Origin of the sequence: Pantoea dispersa, from assembly GCF_035783935.1 — a bacterium.
Classification (GTDB): domain Bacteria; phylum Pseudomonadota; class Gammaproteobacteria; order Enterobacterales; family Enterobacteriaceae; genus Pantoea; species Pantoea dispersa_C.
The window spans coordinates 769,502-785,509 of sequence record NZ_JALKOV010000001.1 but is presented as its reverse complement, the minus strand read 5'-3'; the positions used below and the strand labels follow the sequence as shown (position 1 = coordinate 785,509).

The window sequence follows — 16,008 nt, the reverse complement described above, 5'->3', positions numbered from 1 at the left end:
TGGTTCAGGCTTGTCAGGGCGGTGATATCACCGCCCTTTTGTTTTATGACAGCGCGCGCAGAATGCCCTCAACGCTGGCTTTGGCATCGCCAAACAGCATCTGGGTGTTCTCTTTGAAGAACAGCGGGTTCTGCACCCCGGCGTAACCGGTGTTCATTGAGCGTTTGAACACGATAACGTTTTGCGCTTTCCAAACTTCCAGCACCGGCATGCCGGCAATCGGGCTGCGCGGATCGTCCTGCGCCGCCGGGTTCACGGTGTCGTTGGCACCGATAACCAGCACGGTGTCGGTATCGCTGAAATCGTCGTTGATCTCATCCATCTCCAGCACCACATCGTACGGCACTTTGGCTTCCGCCAGCAGCACGTTCATGTGTCCCGGCAGACGACCAGCGACCGGATGGATACCGAAACGCACCTTGATGCCGCGCGCGCGCAGCTTCTCGGTGATCTCCGCCACCGGATACTGCGCCTGGGCGACCGCCATACCGTAGCCCGGCGTGATGATCACTGAGTTCGAGTTTTTCAGCAGGTCTGCCGTCTCTTCCGCGCTGATTTCACGGTGTTCGCCCGTCTCTTCGCTCTCGCCGGCGCCGCTCACGTCGGTGCCGAAACCACCGGCAATCACGCTGATAAACGAACGGTTCATCGCTTTACACATGATGTACGACAGGATGGCACCGGAAGAACCCACCAGCGCACCGGTGACAATCAGCAGGTCGTTGCTCAGCATGAAACCCGCCGCCGCCGCCGCCCAGCCCGAATAGGAGTTGAGCATGGAGACCACGACCGGCATATCCGCGCCGCCAATCGACGCCACCAGATGCCAGCCGAACACCAGCGCAATCACCGTCATTAGCAACAGCGCAACAACCTGCGCACCGGTACTGTCGGTGCGCACAAACCACAGCATCAGCAGGAACGAGACCACCAGCGCCGCCAGGTTCATTTTATGACGATGCGGCAGCATCAGCGCTTTTGAGGAAATCTTGCCGCGCAGTTTGCCAAACGCCACCACCGAACCGGTGAAGGTCACCGCACCGATAAAGATGCCGAGGAACACTTCGGTCAGATGGATATTTTCCATCACCGCCGACAGCCCCGGTGCGTGGTCAAGGTAGCTGTTGAACCCGACCAGCACCGCCGCCAGACCGACAAAGCTGTGCAAAATCGCCACCAGCTCCGGCATTTCGGTCATTTCGACTTTCTTCGCCAGGCGCACGCCGATCGCACCGCCAATCACCATCGCCAGCAGAATCCACGCCACGTTACCGCTGTGCGGACCAAAAATGGTGGCGAGCAGCGCCAGCGCCATGCCGCTGATACCAAAGATATTGCCTTGCTTTGAGGTCTCATGCTTCGAGAGCCCCGCCAGGCTGAAAATAAACAGAATTGCGGCAACAATGTATGCTGCAGTCACTAATCCGCCAGACATGTTGTTACCCCTTAATTCTTACGAAACATTTTCAGCATGCGCTGGGTGACGGTGAAACCACCGAAGATATTGATGCTGGCAATCAGGACGGCGATAAACGCCAGAAAAGTGACCCAGCCGCCGTGGCCCATCTGCAACACCGCGCCCACCACAATGATGCCGGAGATGGCATTGGTGACGGACATTAATGGCGTATGCAGCGCGTGGCTGACGTTCCACACCACGTAATAGCCGACGACGCAGGCGAGCGCGAACACGGTAAAGTGCGACAGGAATTCCGCTGGCGCGACGTTGGCCAGGCAGCCGAACAGCACTACCGCCAGCGCCAGCAACAGATATTTGCGCCACGGCGCAGCCGGTTTTTCTGCGGCTTTTACCTGCGGCTGTGCGGCCGGTTTCGCTGCCTGCGGCGCGGCAGAGACCTGAATCGGCGGCGCTGGCCAGGTGACTTCGCCATCACGGATCACTGTGACGCCGCGCACCACCACATCATCGAAGTCAACGGTGATCTCGCCGTTTTTCTCTTTGCACAGCAGTTTCAGCAGATTCACCAGGTTGGTGCCATACAGCTGCGAGGACTGCGTTGGCAGCCGGCTCGGTAAATCGGTGTAACCGATAATCTTCACGCCGTTGTCGCTCAGCGTGACGCGATCGGCCACGGTCAGATCGCAGTTACCGCCGGTGGCTGCCGCCAGATCCACAATCACACTGCCTGGCTTCATGCTGGCGACCATCTCTGCGGTGATCAGCTTCGGTGCCGGCTTGCCCGGAATCAGTGCGGTGGTGACGATGATGTCCACTTCCTGCGCCTGCGCCGCAAACAGCGCCATCTCCGCCTTGATAAAGGCTTCGGACATCACTTTGGCGTAACCGTCGCCGCTGCCCGCTTCCTCTTCAAAGTCGAGTTCAAGGAACTCGGCGCCCATGCTCTGCACCTGCTCTTTCACTTCCGGACGGGTGTCGAAGGCGCGCACGATGGCGCCGAGACTGCCCGCCGCGCCAATCGCCGCCAGCCCGGCCACGCCGGCCCCGATGACCATCACTTTTGCCGGTGGCACTTTACCGGCGGCGGTGATCTGGCCGGTGAAGAAGCGGCCAAACTCATGGGCCGCTTCGACAATCGCACGGTAACCGGCAATGTTCGCCATCGAGCTGAGCGCATCCAGCGACTGCGCACGCGAAATACGCGGTACCGAATCCATCGCCATCACGGTAATGTTGCGCGCGGCCAGTTTCTCCAGCAGCGCCGGATTCTGCGCGGGCCAGATAAAGCTCACCAGCGTGCTGCCCGCGCGCATCAGCGCGATTTCGCTGTCGTCTGGCGCATTCACCTTCAGCACGATGTCAGACTGCCAGACATCCTGTGTGTTACTGATGCTGGCACCGGCGGCGATAAAACTTTCATCATCGAAGCTGGCGCGCAACCCGGCGCCCTGCTCAACGGTGACGCTGAATCCCAGCTTAATGAGCTGCTCAACGGTCTTCGGCGTCGCTGCGACGCGGGACTCGTTAGCTAACCGCTCTTTGGGTATCCCAATTAACATACTGTTTCCTTTCCATGATTAAAGGAGGAGGTCTGTAAGTGGCACATGCGCAAAAGCCGAAACGCTGTTTCAGCTTTTTATGAGCAAAATGCACAATGTAACAAAGTCTTTATAACCTACTGAAAATGCGCAGGACGATCTAGCGCCATAACGCACACTTATGACATTCACTCAGATATTCAGCTGTCAGGGATGAATACCGTGGTATGCGACCAGGTTTGCGGCGCCAGGGAAAATAATCTGCTGTGCCTAATCGTGTCATGCCGCATTTACTGTTTTTAAAAACCTTTATTTAACAATGCTTTAACTATTATAGTACTAAGCGTTACCCGTTAAAGCGGTAAGCAGAACAAAAAAAAGCCATAGCAGCGAAAGATGACAGGCCGATGAATAAAATGCTGGGATTGTCAATCTTATGCGCATAAATTGGCTGAGACAGGCCGATTATTACATGCAATAATCAGCGGCTAATCTGTTATACATCAAGAGTCCAGCACGTTTTCGTACTCAATTTGCGTAAGGCGAAGGATCATTTTTATGAAGCTGAAGAACACCATTCTGGCATCGACCCTGTTATCACTGCTGGCAGCCAATGCGTTTGCTGCCAAAGAGTTGACGCCAGAGCAAGCGGCCGCGTTAAAACCATTCGAACGTATTAATATTAGCGGCCGTTTCAATGCAATTGGCGATGCGACCGACGCGGTGTCCAAAGCCGCTGACGCCAAAGGCGCGGACTCCTTCTATGTGCAGGGCATCAACGACAGCAACGGTAACGGTGGCAACTGGCGCGTTACCGCCGATCTGTACAAAGCCAACGCGGCTAAAGTGGAGCAAAGCACGCAATACCGGATGTTCAACGGCGTGAAAGAGCTGCCAAAAGCCGAAGCTTATCGTCTGGAACCGTTTGATACCGTGTCCGTTAGCGGCTTCTTCTCCAGCCAGCCGGACGTGAACGAAGCCATCGCTAAAGCGGCGAAAAATAAAGGCGCGGCCTCCTTCTTTATTGTGCGTCAGGTGGATGCTAACAACGGTGGCAACCAGTACGTGACCGCTTACGTGTATAAAGCCGATGCCAAAGCGCGCGTGGTGCAGGATACGTCTGACTCCATTCCGGCTGACTCAGAAGCCGGTAAAGCAGCCCTGGCTGCGGGCGGCGCAGCGGCGAAGAAAGTGGCAATCCCTGGTGTTGCTTCCTCAGATACGCCAAGCACCAGCGTGGGTCGTTTCTTTGAAACCCAAAGCTCTACCGGTCAGCGTTATACTGTGACGCAGCCGGATGGTCGCAGCGTGCAGGAAGTTAATGCGATCACGGCCGCACAGATGCAGCCGTTTGACACCATCTCCTTCTCCGATCACTTCGGTACGCCAACCGAGATCTCAGAAGCCGTGGGCAAACGCGCCATCGCCAAAGGCGCGAAGTATTATCACATTACGCGCCAGTGGCAGAACCAGAGCGGCGGCAACCTGACCGTCACCGCTGACCTGTTTAAGTAATCCGCGCGCAGGGCGGCGTCCGTCGCCCTGCCGTTTGCATAATCCGTGTGCAAATCTGCATAGTCTTGCATTGCCTTCCCCGTGCGCTCTCCGTAAAATCTGCCGCCTGTTTTCAGGGTATTCCGTTTTAAAGTTGGCTGATTGCCACGTTACACTCTGTCGGAACAACCACTACCCAGCACACTCTGCTGCTCAGGAATGGCGTTTTGGATAAAAAATTAGGTCTTAGCGCGCTCACTGCGCTGGTGCTCAGCTCGATGCTCGGCGCGGGCGTCTTTAGCCTGCCACAAAATATGGCGGCGGTTGCCGGTCCGGCCGCGTTGCTGATCGGCTGGCTGATCACCGGCGTCGGTATCCTTTTTCTGTCGCTGGCGATGTTACTGCTGACGCGCCTGCGGCCGGAACTGGATGGCGGTATCTTCACCTACGCGCGCGCCGGCTTCGGCGAGCTGACCGGCTTCTGCTCGGCATGGGGTTACTGGCTGTGCGCGGTAATTGCCAACGTCTCGTATCTGGTGATTGTGTTCTCGGCGCTGAGCTTCTTTACCGATACGCCAGATCGCATCGTGTTTGGCGATGGCAACACCTGGCAGGCGATGCTCGGCGCTTCCGTGCTGCTGTGGCTGGTGCACTGGCTGGTGCTGCGCGGCGTCCAGACGGCCGCCAGCATCAACCTGCTGGCGACGCTCGGCAAGCTGGTGCCGCTGCTGCTGTTCGTGGTGCTGGCGCTGCTGGCATTTAATTACGATCGCTTCCGTTTTGATTTTGACGGTATCGCGCTCGGCCAGCCGCTGTGGCAGCAGGTTAAACAAACCATGCTGATCACGCTGTGGGTATTTATTGGTGTGGAAGGCGCGGTGGTGGTCTCCGCCCGCGCGCGGCACAAAAAAGATGTCGGGCGCGCGACGCTGCTGGCGGTGCTGGCCGCGCTGCTGGTCTATCTGCTGGTGACGCTGCTGTCGCTTGGCGTGGTGCCGCGTGCGGAACTGGCGCAGATGCGCAATCCATCAATGGCTGGCCTGATGGAGCGACTGATCGGCCACTGGGGCGATGCGGTGATTGCGGTCGGCCTGATTATCTCGGTATGCGGTGCCTACCTCAGCTGGACCATCATGGCGGCAGAAGTCCCGTTCCTCGCCGCACAGCAGGGCGCGTTTCCGCGCAGCATCGCCCGGCAGAACCGCCATAACGCGCCGGCGGCGTCGCTGTGGCTGACCAACGGTAGCGTGCAGGTGTGCCTGATTCTGATTGCGGTTACCGGCGCGGATTACAACACGCTGCTGACCATCGCCTCAGAAATGATCCTCGTGCCCTATTTGCTGGTCGGTCTGTTTCTGGTGAAAGTGGTGCGCGGTCAGCATAAACCGCTGGCCCTGCTGACGGGCCTCGGTGCCAGCGCCTACGGGCTGTGGCTGCTGTATGCTTCGGGGCCGCTGCATCTGCTGTTATCGGTGGTGCTTTACGCGCCGGGTCTGCTGCTGTTCCTGTATGCGCGACGTGGCGGGCGCGGCGATCAGCCGTTGCGGGCGCTGGAGCGCATCGCTATCGTGCTGCTGGTCGCTGCCTCGCTGCCCGCGCTGTGGCAGCTGACGCGCTAATCAGTGCGGTTGTAACGGAATAGAGACGCACAGCAGATCGTTCTGCTGTGTCAGATTGAGCGGCTTGCGGTATTCCAGATGGATAGCGTCAAGCTGCTCAGCGGACAGCGGATAAGGCAGCTGAATATCGAAGCGGCTGATGTGCTGCTGTTCGGCCAGGGTAATCAGTCGGGCGATGTTAATTTCGTCGCTGACCTGGGTTGAAATGATTTGTAATGCTAATTCTTTCAGATGGTCGTCGCTGGCCTGTAAACTGTGCCCGGACTTGCGCGTCACCATGCCAAAAATCGGCATCACGCCGTAAATGGCGTCGACGAAGCTCCAGCGTTTTTTGCAGGAAGCGGAAAGGAAGTCACTGTAGTTGAAGCAGATGCGGTCACTGTATCCGGCTGAAGCCAGCTCTTTATCAGACACCCTCGCACTCCTCCTGTTTTTCAGTACGATTCCGAACCTTGCGCCAGAACGCGCCGGTAATAATGGCACATTTCACGGTGTACATACCAGTAAGACAAGGATAATTCGTGCGGTAGCGTAGAGCTCAGGACCAGGAAAAGCTATGCTGCTGACATTCTCAGCCATGACAGAGCATTATGAACAAAATTGTCTATGTGGAAGATGAGCCGGAAGTCGGCGAACTGATTGCGGCTTATCTTGGCCGCCACGATATTGAAGTGCTGGTTGAGACGCGCGGCGACCGCGCCGAAGCGACCATTCTCGCCGCCGATCCGGATCTGGTGTTGCTGGATATCATGCTGCCCGGCAAAGATGGGATGACGCTGTGCCGCGACTTACGCGCCCACTGGCAGGGACCGATTGTGCTGCTGACCTCGCTCGACAGCGACATGAACCACATTCTGGCGCTGGAGATGGGCGCCAATGATTACATTCTGAAAACCACGCCGCCCGCGGTATTACTGGCACGCCTGCGCCTGCATCTGCGCCAGGCGCACGTGGCCAAACCGGAAGCCGCGCCCGCCGTGCAGAGCTCGCAAAAGGTACTGCGTTTTGGTTCACTGACCATTGATGCGCTCAACCGCCAGGTGATCCTGTTCGACGAACCCATCACTCTCTCCACCGCCGATTTTGACCTGCTGTGGGAGCTGGCTAATCACGCCGGACAGATTCTCGATCGTGACGCACTGCTGAAAACCCTGCGCGGGGTAAGCTATGACGGCATGGATCGCAGCATTGACGTCGCCATCTCGCGGCTGCGCAAGAAACTCTACGACAGCGCCACCGAGCCGTTCCGCATCAAAACCATCCGCAACAAAGGCTATCTGTTTGCGCCGCAGGCCTGGGATACCCGTTCCTGATGAGAAAGCTCTTTATTCAGTTCTATCTGCTGCTGTTCGTCTGCTTTCTGGTGATGACGCTGCTGGTTGGCCTGGTGTACAAATTCACCGCCGAGCGCGCCGGCCGGCAGTCGATGAACGATCTGATGGCCAGCTCGCTGTTTCTGATGCGCAGCGAGCTGCGTGAGATCCCACCGCGCGACTGGAATAAAACCATCCGCAACCTCGATCTCGATTTGTCTTTTGAACTGCACATCGAACCGATGAGCAAATATCAGCTGGGCGAAGCCGACATGAAGCGGCTGCGCGCCGGTGAGATCGTGGCGCTTGACGATCAGTACACCTTCCTGCAGCACATTCCACGCAGTCACTATGTGCTGTCGGTCGGGCCGATCCCGTACCTGTTTTATATGCACCAGATGCGTATTCTCGACATCGCGCTGATGGCATTTATTGGCATGTCGCTGGCCTTGCCGGTGTTTATCTGGCTGCGCCCGCACTGGCAGGAAATGCAGCGACTGGAGAAAGCGGCCCAGCGCTTCGGTCGCGGCGAGCTGGACGTACGTACCCATTTTGAAAACACCTCCAGCCTGCACAGCCTCGGCGTGGCGTTTAACCAGATGGCGGACAACATCAACACGCTGGTGGCGAGTAAAAAACAGCTGATTGACGGCATTGCGCACGAGCTGCGTACGCCGCTGGTGCGGCTGCGCTACCGGCTGGAGATGAGTGAGAACCTCAGCGCGGCAGAGTCGGCGGCGCTGAACCGGGATGTCGGCCAGCTTGAGAGCCTGATTGAGGAGCTGCTGACCTATGCGCGCCTCGACCGGCCGCGCGTTGACCTCAATCTGCAATCTTTCGATCTGGCTCAGTGGCTACGCGTGCATATTGCCGATGTGCAGACCATGAATCCGCAGACGCAGATTACGCTGGATATCCCGCAGCTGGAGAACATCGGCGCGGCGGATACGCGCCTGATGGAGCGCGTGCTGGATAACCTCGTCAACAACGCCCTGCGCTATGCGCAGCAGCGGCTGCGCGTCAGCCTGTGGTTTGACGGTGCCACCGGCAATCTGCAGGTTGAAGATGACGGTCCGGGCATCCCGCCGGACGAACGTCAGCGGGTTTTTGAGCCCTTTGTGCGGCTTGATCCCAGCCGCGATCGCGCTACCGGCGGCTGCGGCCTCGGCCTGGCGATTGTGCACTCTATTGCCCTGGCGCTGCAGGGACAGGTCTCGATTGAGAGCAGTCCCCTCGGCGGTGCCTGCGTGCGCTTCTGCTGGCCGGTTGATCTCCCCCTGCGCGACGTTACGCCGCGCTTACCTTCATAAGGAGCTTGTTACATGACTGCAGCTTATCAGGAACTTAGCCGCACTTTTCAGCGCCTGGCGCGCTTTGGCCATTTGGGCGCGATTGCCGGCGTGGATATGCAAACCACCATGCCGCCAGGCGGCAGCCAGGCACGCGGTGAAGCGATGGCGGAGCTGAGCGTCTTTATGCACGAGCAGCTGACCGACAAACGCCTCGGCGCCCTGTTCGATGCCGCCCATCAGGAGTCGCTGAATGATGTCGAACAGGCCAACCTGAGTGAAATGCAGCGCGCATGGCGCCAGGCAACGCTGCTGCCGGCCTCGCTGGTGGAAGCCAAATCGCTGGCCGGTTCGCGCTGTGAACACGCGTGGCGCAGTCAGCGTCCGGCCAATGACTGGCAGGGCTTCAGCGCTAACCTGAAAGAAGTGGTGAAGCTGAGCCGCGAAGAGGCACAGCTGCGCGCCGATGCGCTTGGTGTTTCCCGTTACGATGCGCTGCTGGATGTGTTTGAGCCAGGCATGACCAGCGCACAGCTCGACAGCACTTTTGGTGAGCTGAAAAGCTGGCTGCCGGATCTGTTGCAAAAAGCCGTGGCCCGCCAGCAGGCAACGCCAATTGCCCAGCCGGTCGGCCCCTTCGCCATCGAATCGCAGAAGCAGCTCGGCCTGAGCATCATGGCGACATTAGGGTTTGACTTTAATCACGGCCGGCTGGACGTCAGCGCGCACCCGTTCTGCGGCGGCGTGCCGGAAGATGTGCGCATCACCACGCGTTACAACGAAAACGATTTTCTCAGCGCGCTGATGGGCGTGATCCACGAAACCGGCCATGCGCGCTATGAGCAAAACCTGCCGCAGCAGTGGCGCGGACAGCCGGTGGCGCTGGCGCGCTCGACCGCGATGCATGAATCGCAGAGCCTGTTTATGGAGATGCAGCTGGGGCGCAGCCACGCGTTCCTGCAGCATATTCATCCCCAGGTAGTGGCGCTGATGGGCGACCAGCCGGCGCTGGAGCGCAACAATTTTATTCGTCTGACCCAGCGCGTGAAGCCGGGCTTCATTCGCGTCGATGCCGACGAGCTGAGCTATCCGGCCCACGTGATTTTACGCTACGAAATCGAGCGGGCGCTGATTGAAGGCGAGATTGAAGTCGAGGATATTCCGGCGCTGTGGGATGAAAAAATGCAGCAGTCGCTGGGTATCGATACGCGCGGTAATTACCGCGACGGCTGTATGCAGGATATTCACTGGACCGACGGTGCTTTCGGCTACTTCCCGACCTACACGCTGGGTGCGATGTACGCCGCTCAGCTGTTCCAGGCGGTAAAACGCGCCATTCCGCAGGTGGACCAACTGATACAGCAGGGTGAACTGCAACCGGTGTTTGACTGGCTGCAGCAGAACATCTGGCAGCACGGCAGCCGCTTCCCGACGCAACAGCTGTTAGTCAACGCCACTGGCGAAGCGCTCAACCCACACTATTTCCGTCAGCATCTGGAACAGCGTTATCTCTCTGCATAACCGTGCGGCGGCCGGGCTGGCCGCCGTTTTTTACCTGTACAGCCGCCCGCGATTGCAGCGCCCTCGCCCGGTTTTCCTGCTTTGTACAATCCGTTACACGCCGATACCATTCCCTCACTGAAGGCGCGAATTGTTTTTCATATAGTGCATTCACCGGCCCCGCAGTGGGCTACACATGAAAAAATAGTTCGAGGGTTTTGCAATGAAAAAATTATTTGCGCTGGTGATCGCCGCTGCTATGGGTCTGTCTTCTGTAGCCTTCGCTGCTGAGACAACAACTGCTGCTCCTGCTCCTGCTGCTGCTGCGACTACCGCTGCACCGGCTAAGCACAAAGCTGTTCACCACAAGAAAGCCGCTGCTCAGAAAGCGCAGGCTGCTAAAAAGCACAAGAAAGTAGAGAAGAAAGCACCAGCGGCTCAGAAAGCGCAGGCGGCTAAAAAGCACCACAAGAAAGCCACCAAGCCAGCAGCACAGAAAGCCCAGGCCGCTAAAAAGCACCACAAGAAAGCCACCAAGCCAGCGGCTCAGAAAGCCCAGGCTGCTAAAAAACACCACAAAGCCACCAAGCCAGCTGCACAGAAAGCTCAGGCGGCTAAAAAGCACCACAAAAAAGTAACCAAACCAGCTGCTCAGAAAGCTCAGGCTGCTAAAAAGCACCACAAAGCGAAAAAAGCTGCTAAATAAGGTTGCCTTGCGCGCCAACACCGCATTAATGATTGAAAACACCCGGTTCTGCCGGGTGTTTATTTACTGGAGTAGCGAAAAATGGTGCGTCGCTATCGCTTCGAAATTATCCTGATTGTCATGATTCTGTGCGGCATTATTGCGGCCAGCTTTTTTATCTAGTCGTTGTAGCGTGCTGATTACTCCAATATTTCTCCCTTTTTTACCGCTCACCGACTATAGTTATCGCTCAAGCGTGATGACCATAACCTCTATTTATTCTCGCCATTGAGAGAACTATGCGCCTGGCTATCCTGTTATTTGTAGGTCTTTTTAGCATTAACCTCACAGCACATGCCGATGATGAAGACGGCCCAAGCCCGGAAGAGATCAAAACGCTGTTCTTCGGCAAAGATCATCGTAAAGCCATTACCGACGTCAGTGCGGCGCCGTGGGATGCCATCGGTCAGTTAGAGACAGAAAGCGGCAATCTGTGCAGTGCCACGTTGATTTCGGCCCATCTGGCGCTGACGGCCGGACACTGCTTACTGACGCCACCGGGCAAATTTGATAAGCCGGTCGCGCTGCGCTTTATGGCGGGTGCCAAAGGCTGGCGTTACGAAATTCATGATATTGACGCGCGCGTAGAGCCTTCGCTGGCGCGGCGTCTGCAGGCAGATGGTGAGGGCTGGATCGTGCCGCCGGACGCCGCCCCTTACGATTACGGCCTGGTGATTCTGCACAATCCGCCGTCCGGCATCGTGCCGATTCCGCTGTTTGACGGTTCGCGCAGCGATTTAACCGCCGCGCTGAAAACCACCGACCGCAAAGTGACGCAGGCCGGTTATCCCGCTGATCATCTGGATACGCTTTACTCGCACAGTGATTGCCAGATCACCGGCTGGGCGCAGCGCGCCGTGCTGTCGCACCAGTGCGATACCCTGCCGGGCGACAGCGGTTCACCGCTGCTGCTGAAGCGTGACGGCGAGTGGCAGCTGATTGCGGTGCAGAGCTCGGCGCCGGCACCGGCCGATCGCTATCGTGCCGATAACCGCGCCATTGCCGTGACATCCTTCAAAGACAAGCTGGAAGCGCTGGCGCAATAACTCAGCCCAGCTGCTCCATCGCCTGCAGGATACGTTTGTCAGAGATCGGATACGGCGTGCCTAACTGCTGCGCAAAATAACTGATGCGCAGCTCTTCCAGCATCCAGCGGATCGCCTGTACCTCTTCATCGTCCTGACGCTGCGGCGGCAGTTTGTTACGCCAGCTTTGCCACGCCTGCTCCACCGCCTGCACTTTTAGCATCCGCGCCCGATCGCTGTGCGGATCAACCGGCAGCTTCTCCAGCCGGCGCTCAATACCGTGCAGATAGCGCAGCGTATCGCCCAGTCGCTGATAACCGTTGCCGGTGACAAAACCGCGATACACCAGCCCGCTCAGCTGCGCTTTGATATCCGCCAGCGCCAGTGCCAGCGTCATGTCCACCCGCCCCTTGAGGAACTTGTTGATGTTGAACACGCTGGTGAGAATCTGCTCGACCTGGCGGGCGATGGTTACCACCGTGTCGTTCAGTTCGGCACGCACTTTGTCGCGCAGCTGCTCAAAGTTTTCCTGCTGCCACGCCGGTCCGCCAGCGTCCGCCATCAGCTTATCCACGCCGCAGGCGATGCAGTCGTCAATCAGCTCCAGCACTTTACCGTACGGATTGAAATAGAGCCCGAGCTTGGCCTTGTTCGGCAGCTTCTCGTGCAGATACTTGATTGGCGAAGGAATGTTCAGCAGCAGTAACCGCCGCTGGCCGCGCCACATCATCTTCTGCTGCTCGCGTTCACTGTCAAACAGACGAATCGCGACGCTGTCTTTTTCATCCACCAGCGCCGGCCAGGCTTTGACCTGATAGTTGCCGCGCTTCTGCTCATAGCTTTGCGGCAGATCGCCGAAGCTCCACAGGTGTAATCCGCTCTGCTCCAGTCCGTCATCCGCCACCCTGGACAGCGTCTCCTGCACCTTGCCTTTCAGCATCTGCTTCAGCTGATGCAGGTCTTTACCTTCCTGCAGCTTGCGGTTGTGCTCATCCACCACGCGGAAGGTCATTTTCAGGTGATCGGGCACCTGATCCCACTGCCAGGCGTCGCGCTCAATGGTGACGCCGGACATGCGCCGGAATTCACGCTCCAGCGCATCCAGCAGCGGCTGTTCCAGCGCCGTCACGCGGCCGAGAAAGGCTTCGGCGTAGTTAGGTGCCGGCACAAAGTTGCGCCGCACCGGTTTCGGCAGCGATTTAATCAGCGCGATAATCAGCTCGCGGCGCACGCCGGGGATTTGCCACTCGAAACCGGCCTCGTCGACCTGGTTGAGCAGCGGCAGCGGGATATGCACCGTGACGCCATCCGCATCCGCGCCCGGTTCGAACTGGTAGCTTAGCTTCAGTTTCAGGTTGCCCTGATACCAGAAATTCGGGTAGTCCAGCTGGCTGACCTTCTCCGCGCCATCTTTGATCAGCATCTGCTTATCAAAACTCAGCAGATCCGGATTGTCCTTGCTGGCCTGTTTCCACCAGCTGTCAAAGTGGCGCGCCGACACTACCTCACTGCCAATACGGCGATCGTAAAACGCAAACAGCGTCTCGTCATCGACTAAAATGTCGCGCCGGCGCGATTTGTGCTCCAGATCCTCGATTTCACTGCGCAGTTTCAGGTTGTTGCGGAAGAAGGCGTGACGCGTCTGCCAGTCGCCCTCCACCAGCGCATGACGGATAAACAGTTCCCGGCTGAGCTGCGGATCGATGCGGCTGTAATTGACCTTACGCGCCTGCACAATCGGCAGACCGTACAGCGTGACCTTTTCCGTCGCCATCACCGCGCCCTGCGCTTTCTCCCAGTGCGGTTCACTGTAGCTGCGCTTCAGCAGATGCTGAGCCAGCGGTTCGATCCATTCCGGATCGATACGCGCCGCCACGCGGCCCCACAGGCGACTGGTCTCCACCAGTTCCGCCACTACGGTCCATTTTGGCGGCTTCTTAAACAGGCCGGAACCGGGGAAAATCGCGAATCGCGCGTTGCGTGCACCGGTAAACTCCTGCTTTTCCGCATCTTTCTGACCGATGTGCGACAGTAAACCGGTGAGCAGCGCGCAGTGCACTTCGCGGTACGGCGCCGGTTCGCTGTTGAGCGGCATGCCCAGCTCCCGCACCACCTGGCGCAGCTGGGTATAGATATCCTGCCATTCGCGCACGCGCAGGTAGTTGAGATAATCGCTTTTACACTGGCGGCGGAACTGGTTGCCGGATAGCGCTTTCTGCTGTTCCTGCAGGTAGTTCCACAGATTAACAAAGGCGAGGAAGTCTGACTCTTTGTCGGCAAAACGCCGGTGTTTCTCGTCCGATGCCTGCTGTTTCTCCACCGGACGCTCGCGCGGGTCCTGAATCGACAGCGCAGCGGCGATAATCATCACTTCGCGCACGCAGCCATATTTCTGCGCTTCCAGCACCATGCGCGCCAGACGCGGATCGACCGGCAGTTGCGCCAGGCTGCGGCCGGACGGCGTCAGTTTGTACGCCCCTTCCTCGCTCAGGGTAATCGCGCCGAGCTCCTCCAGCAGGCGCACGCCGTCCTGAATGTTGCGCTTATCCGGCGCTTCGACAAACGGGAATGCGGCGATGTCGCCCAGTCCAAGCGCGGTCATCTGCAGAATCACCGACGCTAAATTGGTGCGCAGAATTTCCGGATCGGTAAACGCCGGACGGCTGAGGAAATCATCTTCCGAATAGAGGCGGATACAGATCCCTTCCGACACGCGGCCGCAGCGCCCTTTGCGCTGATTCGCCGACGCCTGCGAGATGGGCTCGATTGGCAGACGCTGCACTTTGGTGCGGTAGCTGTAACGGCTGATGCGCGCGGTGCCGGGATCGATAACATATTTAATGCCCGGCACGGTGAGCGAGGTTTCTGCCACGTTGGTCGCCAGTACAATGCGGCGGCCGCTGTGCGCCTGGAACACCCGGTTCTGTTCGGCGTTGGACAGGCGCGCATAGAGCGGCAGAATCTCGGTGTGCGGTAAATCGCGCTTCATCAGCGCATCGGCGGTATCGCGAATTTCGCGCTCGCCGCTCATAAAGATCAGGATGTCGCCGCGCCCTTCGCTGCTCAGTTCGTCAACCGCATCGAAAATTGCCTGCAGCTGATCGCGCTCGGTGTCCTCGGCATCCTCCACCACCGGACGATAGCGCACATCGACCGGATACGTGCGGCCCGAAACCTCGATTACCGGGGCATTATTGAAGTGGCGCGAGAAACGCTGCGGATCGATGGTCGCGGAGGTGATGATCACTTTCAGATCGGGACGACGCGGCAGCAGTTCACGCAGGTAACCCAGCAGGAAATCGATGTTCAGACTGCGTTCGTGCGCTTCATCGATGATGATGGTGTCATACTGCAGCAGCAGACGATCCTGCTGGATTTCCGCCAGCAGAATACCGTCGGTCATCAGTTTGACCTGCGTGGTTTCGCTCACCCGATCGTTAAACCGCACCTTGTAACCGACGGTGCCGCCGGGCGTGGTCTCCAGCTCTTCGGCAATGCGGTTCGCCACAGTGCGCGCCGCCAGACGGCGCGGCTGAGTGTGTCCAATCAGCCCTTTCACGCCGCGCCCGAGCGCCAGACAAATCTTCGGCAGCTGGGTGGTTTTACCCGAGCCGGTCTCACCGGCGACAATCACCACCTGATGATCGCGAATCGCGGCAGCGATGTCCTGCTGCTTCTGGCTGACCGGCAGATTGTCCGGAAACGTAATGCGCGGCGTCGCGGCGGCGCGCTGCGCCACGCGCTGTTCTGCCGCGGCGAACACCGGCTCCAGCTCGGCCAGAATCGCCTGCTGCGCAGCCGGATTTTTCACCTTTTCCGCACCGTGCAGACGACGCTGCAGCGCTTTGCGGTCGCGCAGCATCAGGTTATCGAGCCGCGACCAGAGTGGGGCCAGAGGTGACGTAACGGATGATGACATAGTGATGAATTACCTGTTGTTGCAGTGAGCCGGCACTTGCGGCTCGGCGCCGGGCAGAATTTTCCGGCGGATTCAATCGATTAATGCCCGCCATCTTAGCACAGATTGGAACATCTCACCTGACCGGACGTGCCACCTTATTCAAT

Annotated in this window: 11 protein-coding genes; 7 read left to right on the top strand and 4 right to left on the bottom strand. The window is 58.4% G+C overall.

Features of this window, described 5'->3' with window-relative positions; translation table 11 throughout:
• Positions 1-43: 43 nt before the first annotated feature.
• Complete coding sequence (gene pntB, locus MXF20_RS03855) at positions 44-1,435, bottom strand: Re/Si-specific NAD(P)(+) transhydrogenase subunit beta (protein WP_325967733.1); 1,392 nt, start codon at positions 1,433-1,435, stop codon at positions 44-46.
• Positions 1,436-1,446: 11 nt separating this feature from the next.
• A complete protein-coding gene (pntA, locus tag MXF20_RS03850; protein ID WP_325967732.1) occupies positions 1,447-2,979 on the bottom strand; it encodes a Re/Si-specific NAD(P)(+) transhydrogenase subunit alpha in 1,533 nt (510 codons plus the stop codon).
• Between the two features lie 537 nt (positions 2,980-3,516).
• Between pntA and ydgH the strand changes: the two genes are divergently transcribed.
• Positions 3,517-4,473 (top strand): DUF1471 family protein YdgH, encoded by a 957-nt coding sequence (ydgH, locus tag MXF20_RS03845; RefSeq protein WP_021506110.1) that lies wholly within the window; start codon positions 3,517-3,519, stop codon positions 4,471-4,473.
• 206 nt (positions 4,474-4,679) lie between these two features.
• Positions 4,680-6,071, top strand: a complete 1,392-nt coding sequence (locus tag MXF20_RS03840) for a basic amino acid/polyamine antiporter (protein ID WP_325967731.1) — start codon at positions 4,680-4,682, stop codon at positions 6,069-6,071.
• On the opposite strand, the gene MXF20_RS03835 is transcribed toward MXF20_RS03840, so the two are convergent.
• Complete coding sequence (locus MXF20_RS03835) at positions 6,072-6,485, bottom strand: hypothetical protein (protein WP_021506112.1); 414 nt, start codon at positions 6,483-6,485, stop codon at positions 6,072-6,074.
• 176 nt (positions 6,486-6,661) lie between these two features.
• On the opposite strand from MXF20_RS03835, the gene rstA reads away from it, so the two are divergent.
• The 5 genes from rstA (at position 6,662) to MXF20_RS03810 (ending at position 11,964) form a co-directional block, all read left to right on the top strand.
• Positions 6,662-7,384 (top strand): two-component system response regulator RstA, encoded by a 723-nt coding sequence (rstA, locus tag MXF20_RS03830; protein WP_325967730.1) that lies wholly within the window; start codon positions 6,662-6,664, stop codon positions 7,382-7,384.
• Positions 7,384-8,694: a two-component system sensor histidine kinase RstB gene (gene rstB / locus MXF20_RS03825; RefSeq protein WP_325967729.1), complete on the top strand. Its 1,311-nt coding sequence runs from the start codon at positions 7,384-7,386 to the stop codon at positions 8,692-8,694. Before rstA ends, rstB begins: the two co-directional genes overlap by 1 nt.
• Before the next feature lie 12 nt (positions 8,695-8,706).
• A complete protein-coding gene (locus tag MXF20_RS03820) occupies positions 8,707-10,194 on the top strand; it encodes a carboxypeptidase M32 (protein WP_325967728.1) in 1,488 nt (495 codons plus the stop codon).
• A gap of 202 nt (positions 10,195-10,396) precedes the next feature.
• Positions 10,397-10,879: an acid resistance repetitive basic protein Asr gene (gene asr, locus MXF20_RS03815; protein ID WP_325967727.1), complete on the top strand. Its 483-nt coding sequence runs from the start codon at positions 10,397-10,399 to the stop codon at positions 10,877-10,879.
• 278 nt (positions 10,880-11,157) lie between these two features.
• The gene (locus MXF20_RS03810; protein WP_325967726.1) at positions 11,158-11,964 is read left to right on the top strand and encodes a serine protease; all 807 of its coding nucleotides are present in this window, start codon (positions 11,158-11,160) and stop codon (positions 11,962-11,964) included.
• 1 nt (position 11,965) lies between these two features.
• Here MXF20_RS03810 and hrpA read toward each other — a convergent pair whose 3' ends face one another.
• Positions 11,966-15,862 (bottom strand): ATP-dependent RNA helicase HrpA, encoded by a 3,897-nt coding sequence (gene hrpA, locus MXF20_RS03805; RefSeq protein ID WP_325967725.1) that lies wholly within the window; start codon positions 15,860-15,862, stop codon positions 11,966-11,968.
• Positions 15,863-16,008: the final 146 nt, after the last annotated feature.

What these genes read in the sequence shown, in the direction of transcription:
- pntB (WP_325967733.1), bottom strand. Translation starts at nt 1,435, where the DNA reads ATGTCTGGCGGATTAGTGACTGCAGCATACATTGTTGCCGCAATTCTG.
- pntA (WP_325967732.1), bottom strand. Translation starts at nt 2,979, where the DNA reads ATGTTAATTGGGATACCCAAAGAGCGGTTAGCTAACGAGTCCCGCGTC.
- ydgH (WP_021506110.1), top strand. Translation starts at nt 3,517, where the DNA reads ATGAAGCTGAAGAACACCATTCTGGCATCGACCCTGTTATCACTGCTG.
- rstA (WP_325967730.1), top strand. Translation starts at nt 6,662, where the DNA reads ATGAACAAAATTGTCTATGTGGAAGATGAGCCGGAAGTCGGCGAACTG.
- rstB (WP_325967729.1), top strand. Translation starts at nt 7,384, where the DNA reads ATGAGAAAGCTCTTTATTCAGTTCTATCTGCTGCTGTTCGTCTGCTTT.
- MXF20_RS03820 (WP_325967728.1), top strand. Translation starts at nt 8,707, where the DNA reads ATGACTGCAGCTTATCAGGAACTTAGCCGCACTTTTCAGCGCCTGGCG.
- asr (WP_325967727.1), top strand. Translation starts at nt 10,397, where the DNA reads ATGAAAAAATTATTTGCGCTGGTGATCGCCGCTGCTATGGGTCTGTCT.
- MXF20_RS03810 (WP_325967726.1), top strand. Translation starts at nt 11,158, where the DNA reads ATGCGCCTGGCTATCCTGTTATTTGTAGGTCTTTTTAGCATTAACCTC.
- hrpA (WP_325967725.1), bottom strand. Translation starts at nt 15,862, where the DNA reads ATGTCATCATCCGTTACGTCACCTCTGGCCCCACTCTGGTCGCGGCTC.